This is a genomic window from Planctomycetota bacterium, from assembly GCA_038746835.1.
Lineage (GTDB): Bacteria > Planctomycetota > Phycisphaerae > Tepidisphaerales > Tepidisphaeraceae > JBCDKH01.
The window spans coordinates 1-9,125 of sequence record JBCDKH010000151.1; the positions used below are offsets into that span (position 1 = coordinate 1).

A 9,125-nucleotide genomic window follows, 5' to 3' on the forward strand; every position below is an offset into this window, starting at 1 on the left:
CTGGCTCTTGCCATCGGTGTCGACGAATGTCAGGCCGTCATAGTCGTCAACAATCAGCAGCGACTCGCCCGGCGAGACCGTCTGCCCGCCGAAGCCGGCGACGATCGTCTGGCCGACGTCCAGCGACACGAGGTCCGGCACTGGCTCGCCAATGACCCGGCCCATGTTGTTCGGATCAATGAACTGATCGACGCCCTCCCACTTGCTCAGGCCGATGAACTCCCACGTCATGTCGAAGCCGGCGAGCACGTCACTGCCCTGGCCCATGTCGTAGCCGGGCAGCGACTTGGTGTAAACGCCACTGCCGAGGAACTGGAAGTGGTCGTGCAGCGCGTTGTAGTACGGCCGCGGCCCTGCCGGGTCGACCGGGCGATCGTTCGAGTTGTACCCCTGGGCCCGAAGCTGCGGGCCGGTGCCCTCGTCGACGACCTCGATCTGGAAACGCCGGCCGTCATGAGCAACGACGGCAGATGCGAGTGTCAGTGTGGTGAGTGATGTGAAGAGCGTTGTCTTGGTGATGTGCATGTTGAAAGTCGTTTATTGGCAGAGTTGGTGGTCGAACCGGTTGTCGGTGCGACTGGTGTAGAGATCGCCGAAGCGATGGACGGCGGCGTGGCCGTCGAAGAAAAGCCACGTCGATCGCGCGTCCTCGCTGCCGCGCTCGCCCTCGTGGGCGTGAAGCTGCGCCTCGGCCGACGCCTTGAGCGCGGGCGAGACGAACGGCATGAGGTCCGACCACGCGTCGGCGTGGAAGTGATCCCAGACGGCTTCGTCGCCGGTGTAGACCTTGATGCCGGCGTGGACGAAGTGCGTCGGCTGACGGACCTGCGCCGCCCGCTTGGCACCGTGGACAAAGTCGGACGCGAGGAAGCGGTTGATCGAGTAGCTCGTCCGTCGGTAGGTGTCGACGCCGCTCACGACGACGGGCGTGCCGCCCTCGAAGTGCGGGGATTCGTCGACGGGCGACCGGAGCAGAAGGGCCTCGTCGTAGTCACGGAGGATGTCGACCCACGAGCGATCGCCGTGGGACGTGGTCAGCAGGGAGCCGTCGCTGTCGATGAGGTAGAGCCCGTGGGCCACCCCGATCTGCCGAAGGTTGCTGAGACACGCCACCCGCTGCGCCGCCTGCCTTGCGCGACTCAACGTCGGGAGCAGGATTGCAACCAGCAGGGCGATGATCCCCAGAACCACCAGCAGCTCGACCAGCGTGAACGCCCTGCCGCGTGGATGCGGTGGGTGCATGAAAACAGGCTGGAACGTGCGGATGCCGTCGCCGACCGATCGATCGGCGACCCGATCAACATGCCACAGGCGGCCCGCGCGATGTGCGGACAGCACGAACCCACGACACCTCCGCCGACTCGGCCACGTCGTCGCCGAGCTTGTCGGCGAAGGCGAGGGCCGGGTGATTCAACGTGTACGCGACCGCCACGACGTGCATCGCGACGATGTGACAGACGGCACATTTGCCGCCCGATGGAACAGGCTCTACCGGCTGATCACCCCGCGGTGAAGTCGAGCAGCACTTCGCCTGGACCGCGGCCTCTGCGACCACCACCTCCGCCCCTTCCCCACCCGGCAGACGGATCGCCCCCCGCGTGTGCCCCGGCACGATCGCCAGCAGCCACACGGCCTGCCATGTCAGAACGAGAATGCGCAGCCACGTCGCCCGCATTGGCCGGCAGCGTAGTGGCTTTGAGGCGGCCCTGGCTCCGACGCGCTGCATTGTCGCACCACGGTGGAAGCCGTAGCGAAGTGCCGAGGGCAACTCCGAACGCATCGAAGTCGCGTGCTCTCTGCACGCTCTCGCCGATGAAGGAGGCATGGCCTTCCTCTGGGTTGCAATCGGCGGTGCGATGGGAGCGCTCGCTCGGTTCGGGGTGAGCGAGCTGGTGGCGAAAGTCATCGGCCGAGGGTGGGTGCCGGCTGCGACGTTGCTCGTGAACGTCGTCGGCTGCCTCGTCATCGGCTTCGTCGCAAGGCGGCATGCGGAGGGGGACGTCGCGTGGTTGATCGCAAACCGGCCGCTGGTGGTAGCTGGCGTTTGCAGCGGGTTGACGACGTTCAGCACGTTCGGGTTGGAAGTCGTCGAGTTGCTGGCGACCAAGCCGATCCTTGCGGTAGCGCTGGTCTTGGCACACGTTGGTGGCGGGCTTGGTGCGGTGTGGCTTGGGATGAAACTGGGAGGTTGAGCGTTCAGAGCATTCTCAGACAGCGGCACTGAAGTGCGTCCGCCGTCGCTAACGTGGCTGCTCGACGTGCGTGATGTGACCACGAGCAGGATGACCGCGCTGGTGCTGGCGTTTTACGTCGCGGTGTCTTGGACGTGGGTCATCGGGATGATGCTGCCGGTGCTGCTCGTTCGCGACTTCGGCATCGCGGGCTGGATTCTGTTCGCCATTCCAAACATCGTCGGCGCGGCCTCGCTGGGATGGCGATTGCGGTCTGCCGGCGACGCGGCGGACTTCGCCGCTCGGCATGCCGGTGCCGTCTCGGCGTTTACCGCGGCGACGCTTGTCCTGCAGGGCTTTGCGATGGCGTGGATCGTGACGCGCGTCCTCGGCGGCACGGCCGGGTTGGTCGGCACCGCTGCGGTGGCCACGGCGATGGTGCTTGGGCGACGGCTGGAGTCGGGCCTGCCGAGCCTCGCTCCTGTCGTGTGGCTCTTCTCCGCAACGGTCGCCTTCTTCGTCGCGGGCGACGCGCGAACGCCCGAGATGGCAGACGTCGAAATCGGCTGGCTCGGCCTGGCTGGATTGGCGGCGATCTGCTCGCTTGGTTTCCTGCTCTGCCCGTATCTCGACGCCTCGCTTCTTGCAGCTAGGCAGGCCGCAGGAACGCGTGGCCGATTCACCTTCGGCGTCGGGTTCGCCGTGCTGTTCACGTCGATGATCCTCGTCACGCTCGCCTACGCGACGACGCTGCCTGCCCTGATGAACGGTGCCGACTTCGGCGCGATTGGCCTGTTCATCGGCCTGCACCTCATCGTGCAGGTTGCCTTCACGAACGTCGCGCACCTCACGTCGCTCCGTCGCCTGGCGGACTTCGTTAACCGGCCGAACCTCGCCTCGTCGTCATTGATCGCGGCAGGCGTGATGGCTTGCGTGACGGGATGGGCGGTCGCGGTGGAAGTGCCGCTGCTCGACGCCAGTGGCAATCAGTCCGGCTGGTCGCTCGATGCGGTTCGACTCTTCGACTATCGCCCCGGCGAGGTCGGCTATCGCACGCTGCTCGTCTTCTACGGCCTGGTGTTTCCCGCGTATCTGCTGCTCGGCTCGCGACGCATGTGGGTCGCTGTCGTGCTGGCAATGCCGCCGATCGCGGTTGCCTTTCTCGGCGGGGAAATGGCGTGGTCGATGGCCGTCGTGGCGATCGTGATGATCCTCTACCTCATCGACCGACGCCGCTCGCGAGAACAGCCTCGGCCGCTCGACGCCCGCTGAGCATCGCGCCATTGATGCTCGCCGTGTCGCGATGGTCACCCGCGAGGTAGACGCCCGACGACAGCCGACTCTTCTTGTGCGGCTCGGCCATGACCGGTGCCGGCTGGCTCGGCAAGGCGTGCTCGATGTCGTACGTCGCCAGATGCCGCAGCTCTGCCGCCGCGTCGTCGCCGAAGAAGTGCGCGAGTGCCTTGCGGACCGCTTCGAGCAGGTCCTCGCCCGTCGGCGTGTCGTCGTCCGGCACGACATTGGCGCTCAAGAGCGACTGGCCTTTTGGTGCGTACGACGGCGCGGCGAGGCTGAGCGGAGCGATCGTGTTGATCGACTGAAGATGCGGATCGGTCCCGCTGAGGACCAGCATCGGCTCCGGCAGAAGCTCTCTCGTCCCGGCGAAGTAGAGCGTCGACGTCCGCCGGAACGTTCGATCGTTAAAGTCGGCCGGAAGCGTGTCGCCGAGAAGCGACTTCGCCGCCGGGGCCTCGACTGCGACCACCACCGCTGCCGCCTCGTGCTCGACGCCTTCGGTGCATGTCACGCTGGTATTGCCGACCGAACGCACAGTGGTCCCGAGCTTGAGGCTGTCTGCTGGCAACGAATCCGCCAGCTGACGTGGAATCGCCTGCATCCCGGCCGCGGGCAGACACGCATTGCCGTTGGCGAACAACCGAAACAGCCACCGAAACAGCTTGGCCGACGTCGAGAGCGACCGATCCAGAAACACCCCGCCGAAGAACGGCCGGAAGAACGTGCCGAGGATGCGTTCGCTGAAGCCATAGTCGCGCAAAAACTGCAGCGTCGACATCGGCTCGCCCTCCTGGAGCAGCGACTCGACGTCCTTCCGTGCGAGGCCGAGTCGCAGTCGAGCGATCAGCAGCTTGTCTTTGACAGTCGTCGCCGGCGACAGGGCCACGCCCACCGCGCGGTGCGGCCGACGGAACGGATCAACCAGCGAGTGCAACAGCTCCGTCGACGCCATCCGCGTGAAGGCACCGGGCTCGAAGGGTTTGAGATCGAGCCGGCCGTAGTCGAGGTGCCGGGTGGCCTCGGGGTAGCTGTCGAGAAAGACCTGGAAGCCGCGGTCCAGCAGGAAGCCTTCCGGATGCACATCGGTCCGCACGCGTCCGCCCACCTCGTCTGCGGCGTCGAGCACGCGGACCGTCAGCCCCGATTCGTCGAGCACTTTGGCACACGTCAGTCCGGCAAGACCGGCACCGACAATCACGACTGGTCTTGGGTGCGGAGACGGCTCTGCCACGGCCGACGGTAGAGCGATCCGCGTCTACGAGCGTCGTGCGCCGATGGAGAAGGTGCCGTCGCCGCGCGGTTCGCACCGGACGATCTGAAACTCTGGCACCTCGCCACTCCCATTCGACTCGTCGACGCGCAGCTTCTGGTACGCCCCGACCGGCAGCGGCCGATCCGCGACCACGCCGATGCCGTCACGCGAGACGTTGACGACCGTGCTTAGCCGACGATCGTGCGGGCAGAACGGCACATCGTCCGGCAGATCTCGCGGCCTTGGGCGTGCAGTTGGACAGAACAGCTCCGCCTGCTTCTCGTCATCGACTCGCTGGAGTCGACGACGCTCGACGTCGTTGGTTGGCGTGGACATGCCTCACACGTCGCATCTGGCCACGTGACAGACCAGTGGCCGGCAGATTTTCCGTCTTGATCGGCGACGCGTGCGAAGGGTGTCGCATGCGAATGCTGCTCGTCGTGCTCTCATTGGCCTTTTTCGCGGGCGGCTGCATCGGCCGATCCAACGTCTCGGCGACTGTTGAAAATCGGGCGGACGAGACGGTGACACTCTGGCTCTACAAGACTGGCAGCGACGTCGAAAGTCACCTCATGTCACCCGGCACGATGATCGCCGTCCTGCCCGCCTCGGCCGCCGACAGCGACGAACCTGCCGGCCCACCGGCCGTCCAACTGCCACCGGGCCAGAAGGTGACGATCGGGCCCGTTAAGGGCCGTTTCGGGGCTGGTGCCGTTCCGACAGTGGGCGTCTTCAAGGGAACGCCGTCGCTGGGCGAGCTGGCTTCGGAGCCGCAACGCACCAGCCGCGTCGCCCGCGTGCCGCTCGGCCCGGGTCCGAATCTCGTGATTGTCGAGAGCACCGACCCGGTCAGAGCCCTGCGTCAGACGAGCGTGCCGACAGAGTAGTTGAACTGTTGACGCGTCCGTCGGCCCGCGTACCGTTGCGGTCGCCACGCCCTCATCGTCTAGTGGCCTAGGACGCCGCCCTCTCACGGCGGAAACAGGGGTTCGACTCCCCTTGGGGGTATGCGGCTTCAATCGCCGGCTCACTTCGACCGCTCGTCTGCCGCCTTGTCGGCTGCGAGGACGCTCTGGTCTTTGTCCGCGAGGAGTTGCTCGACGGAGCGCACCGGCTGACGCGTGCTGCCCTGCCAATCGCGGAGCAGGACGCGAGTGCCAGCCGCATCGTGCTTGGACAACCGATCGGCTGCAGCGTCGATGGCCGCCGCGGCGTAGTTTGGCAGCCACTGCCGCTGAGCGACCAACATCTCGTCGACCATCTGCCAGATCGCTTCAGGCTCGCACACGGCCGCCGACAGCGGGTCGTGCAACACGGCCTGCTTCAGCAGCGTCACGTCGCCCGTGACCGCGGCGTCCTTCGCCATCCGTTGGACGTCGATGCTGGTTCGGCATGTCGCCGCACACGCCTGCGGCAGCGTCAGGCCGGCCGCCATCTGCACGCCCGTCGCATCGACGTAGCCCGGGGCTTCGACAACGCAGTCGGCCGGAAGCTGCGGGAGGATGCCGTCGTTGCGGACGTTGAAGTGCCCTCGGTACGGCCGGCCTGTCTCGCGGGCCTCGATGATGAAGCTGCCGTGCTCGGTCGATCGCTTCCACTGGCTCATCGGCGTTCCGGCCTCGGCGAGGAAACGGTCGAAGTCCGCGGCGAACAGCTGCCGGCCTTCGGTCGTGACGCGCAGGTAGCCGCCCGTCTCGCCGTTGATCCAACTGTCCGGGCCGACCCACTTGCTGGCACGTTCCGGGTCGGTCGCAAAGTGCTTGCGGTACCACGGCACGTACTCGCTGAGATGCCCGTTGCTCTCGGTGCTGAACAGGCCGAAGCGGCGGAGCACGTCGATTCGGACGGGCTCGTGCCTGGCCAACCGTTCGTGCTTCTCGAAGGCTTCGAGCAGTTCCTCGCTGCCGATCTCCCGGCCTTGGTACAGGATCTTCGTGTACCACGTCTGGTGGTTGATGCCGGCACAGACGATTTGCGTGCGATCGTGATAGTTCTCGCCCCAGCCGATCTCGTCATCGCGGTGCAGGTTAGCCAGAGCCCTATCGATCGCCCACCAGCCACCTTCGACGCCGTGGCACAGGCCGATCGTGTCGACACCCTCGCCGCGGTCTCGCGCGTCGAGCGCGGCCCAGGTGTTGATCGCCATCGGGTTGGCGTAGTTGAGGAACAGACAACCGTCATTCGCGACGGCTTTGGCGTCCTTTTGGAACGCCAGCATCTGTGGGACGTTGCGCTGGCCGTACAGGATGCCGCCCGCGCAGAGCGTGTCGCCGACGCACTGGTCGATGCCGTACTTCAGCGGGATGTCGATGTCGCTCTGGAACGCCTCGATCCCGCCGATGCGGACGCAGGAAACGACGTAATCCGCACCGTCGAGCGCGGCCCGGCGGTCAAGGCTGGTCGACACGGAAGCCGGCAGGTCGTTGCCCGTGATGTCTTTTTCGATGATCCGCGAAATGCGGTCCAGCGCCTGGGCGTCGATGTCGTGGAGTGCGATCTCCACGTCCTGCAACTCGGGCACGAGCAGAACGTCGCGGCAAAGCGTGCGCGTGAAGCCGAACGAGCCGGCACCGATGAACGCGATCTTGACGGGCATCAGTAGAGACTAACGAAGAAATGCCTCGTGCAGGCCGCCATCGACGGTGAGGATCTGCCCCGTCGTTCGGCTGAGCCGGTCGCTCGCCAGCAGGAAGATCGCCTCGGCCTGGTCGACCGGTCGGATCGGCCTGTGGGTCAGCGTCCGCTTCGCGTAGAAGTCGGCGAGCTGGTTCCGCAGCGTCTCTTCGTCGGCGTTCTCGTCGTAGTCGATCTCGTACTTCGACAGCGACGCCATGACGCGATCTTTCGGGAACATCGAGCTGCCAGCGACGACGGTTGCCGGCGCGACGCCGTTGACGCGGACGTCCGGGGCGTAGGCGACGGCCAGTTCGCGAACGAGGTGGTTCGCGGCCGCCTTCGACGTGTCGTAAGGGAAACTGCCCTTCTTGGCGACGACGGCGTTGACGCTGGTCGTCAGCACGATGCCGCCGCCGAGGCCTTGGGCGGCGAGAATCTTGTGGGCCGCATCGGCGGCGTTGTAGAGCCCGGTGACGTTGATCTTGAACGACCGGTCCCACTGGTCGGGCGTGTTGACGCCCTGCTTGTCCGGCGTCGCGAAGTAGCCCGCCGTCACGAGAACCTGGTCGACGCCGCCGTAGGCCAGCAGGACGTGTTCGAGCATGGAACGGCATGACTCGGCGTCGGTGATGTCAGCCGACAGCCCGATGACGTCGCCGCGACCCGAAATGCCGCTCCCGGCGACGCCGATGCCTTTGCCAAGCTGGGCTTCGATCTCATCAGCCGTGCCCGTCGCCGCCTGCTCATTGAGGTCGACAGCAACGATCTCCGCACCCTCGCGGACGAGTCGATGGCACGTCTCTTTGCCGATGCCGCTGCCACCACCGATGACGACGCAGACCTGGCGGGCGAGTTCCTTCTCCGGCGGCATCCGCTTGAGCTTGGCTTCTTCCAGCGACCAGTATTCGATGTCAAACGCCTCCTGCCGCGGCAGGCCCTGGTACTCGCTGACGGCCTCGGCACCACGCATCACTTCGACCGCACAGCAGTAAAACTCGGCCGTCACACGGCTTTCGCTCTTGTTCTTGCCCCACGCGATCATGCCGACGCCGGGAATGAGGATGACCGTCGGGTTCGGGTCGCGCATCGCCGGCGAGTCCCGCCGCTTGCACTGTTCGTAATAGTCGGCGTAGTCACGGCGATACTGCTCAAGGCCAGCGGTGAGCAGCTCGCGCAGCTTGGCGGTGCCGGTCGTCGGGTCCCAATCGACGTAGAGCGGCTTGATCTTGGTCCGCAGGAAGTGGTCCGGGCAGCTCGTGCCGATCTCGGCGAGTCGCTGGGCGTCGTGGCTGTTGACGAACGTCATCACCGAGTCACGATGTTCGACGGTGCCGATGAACCGCTTCTGCTGGCTCACCTGGCCCCGTAGCCACGGCAGGATCTCGTGGAGCACCTCGTTCCGCTTGCTGTCGTCGAGCGACGCGTACTTCTGCCCGCCGAAGGTCTGGTCGCCCTTGTCGTGATCGGCGAGGTACTGGGCGGCCTTCTCGATGAGGCTGAGCGTCAGCTCGTAGCAGGCCCTGTCGCTTTCATCGGACCAGTTGATCAAACCGTGCTGGCCCATGAGAATCCCGACGGCATTCGGGTTTTCCTCGGCAATCCGCTCCATCTTGAGACCGAGATCGAATCCTGGCCGCTGCCAGCCGACGTACGCGAGCTGGCCGCCGAAGACTTCTTGGTTCAGCCGCTCCTGGTCCTTGCACGCGGCGATCGCGATGACCGCGTTCGGGTGCATGTGGTCCACGTACTTGTGCGGAATAAACGCGTGCAACGGCGTGTCGATGCTGCTC

At 65.8% G+C, this 9,125-nt stretch carries 10 protein-coding genes and 1 tRNA gene; 4 read left to right on the forward strand and 7 right to left on the reverse strand.

Translation table 11 applies throughout. The features are described 5' to 3' along the window. The 3 genes from AAGI46_13110 to AAGI46_13120 form a co-directional block, all read right to left on the reverse strand. On the reverse strand, positions 1-525 hold a 525-nt coding region (locus AAGI46_13110), incomplete at its 3' end, for a hypothetical protein (protein ID MEM1013146.1). Between the two features lie 12 nt (positions 526-537). Further along, complete coding sequence (locus AAGI46_13115) at positions 538-1,242, reverse strand: type II secretion system protein (GenBank protein ID MEM1013147.1); 705 nt, start codon at positions 1,240-1,242, stop codon at positions 538-540. A gap of 55 nt (positions 1,243-1,297) precedes the next feature. Beyond that, the gene (locus AAGI46_13120; protein ID MEM1013148.1) at positions 1,298-1,675 is read right to left on the reverse strand and encodes a hypothetical protein; all 378 of its coding nucleotides are present in this window, start codon (positions 1,673-1,675) and stop codon (positions 1,298-1,300) included. Between the two features lie 148 nt (positions 1,676-1,823). Between AAGI46_13120 and AAGI46_13125 the strand changes: the two genes are divergently transcribed. Beyond that, a complete protein-coding gene (locus tag AAGI46_13125) occupies positions 1,824-2,192 on the forward strand; it encodes a CrcB family protein (protein ID MEM1013149.1) in 369 nt (122 codons plus the stop codon). Between the two features lie 66 nt (positions 2,193-2,258). Next, positions 2,259-3,443: a hypothetical protein gene (locus tag AAGI46_13130; protein MEM1013150.1), complete on the forward strand. Its 1,185-nt coding sequence runs from the start codon at positions 2,259-2,261 to the stop codon at positions 3,441-3,443. Here the strand turns inward: AAGI46_13130 and AAGI46_13135 are convergent. After that, positions 3,391-4,698, reverse strand: coding sequence for an NAD(P)/FAD-dependent oxidoreductase (locus tag AAGI46_13135; GenBank protein MEM1013151.1), 1,308 nt, complete (start codon positions 4,696-4,698; stop codon positions 3,391-3,393). The genes AAGI46_13130 and AAGI46_13135 overlap by 53 nt on opposite strands. Before the next feature lie 24 nt (positions 4,699-4,722). Continuing rightward, a complete protein-coding gene (locus AAGI46_13140; GenBank protein ID MEM1013152.1) occupies positions 4,723-5,055 on the reverse strand; it encodes a hypothetical protein in 333 nt (110 codons plus the stop codon). An 86-nt stretch (positions 5,056-5,141) separates the two neighbouring features. Between AAGI46_13140 and AAGI46_13145 the strand changes: the two genes are divergently transcribed. Together AAGI46_13145 and AAGI46_13150 are read left to right on the forward strand one after the other, a co-directional pair. Beyond that, entirely contained in the window at positions 5,142-5,606 is a 465-nt protein-coding gene (locus AAGI46_13145) for a hypothetical protein (protein MEM1013153.1), read from the forward strand. A gap of 48 nt (positions 5,607-5,654) precedes the next feature. Beyond that, a tRNA-Glu gene (locus AAGI46_13150) sits at positions 5,655-5,727 on the forward strand. Positions 5,728-5,746: 19 nt separating this feature from the next. Here the strand turns inward: AAGI46_13150 and melA are convergent. After that, positions 5,747-7,318 carry an alpha-galactosidase gene (gene melA / locus AAGI46_13155; GenBank protein ID MEM1013154.1) on the reverse strand — a complete coding sequence of 524 codons (1,572 nt, stop codon included), beginning with the start codon at positions 7,316-7,318 and terminating at the stop codon, positions 5,747-5,749. 6 nt (positions 7,319-7,324) lie between these two features. Then, a partial coding sequence (locus AAGI46_13160) for a bifunctional rhamnulose-1-phosphate aldolase/short-chain dehydrogenase (GenBank protein ID MEM1013155.1) occupies positions 7,325-9,125 on the reverse strand: 1,801 nt, incomplete at its 5' end.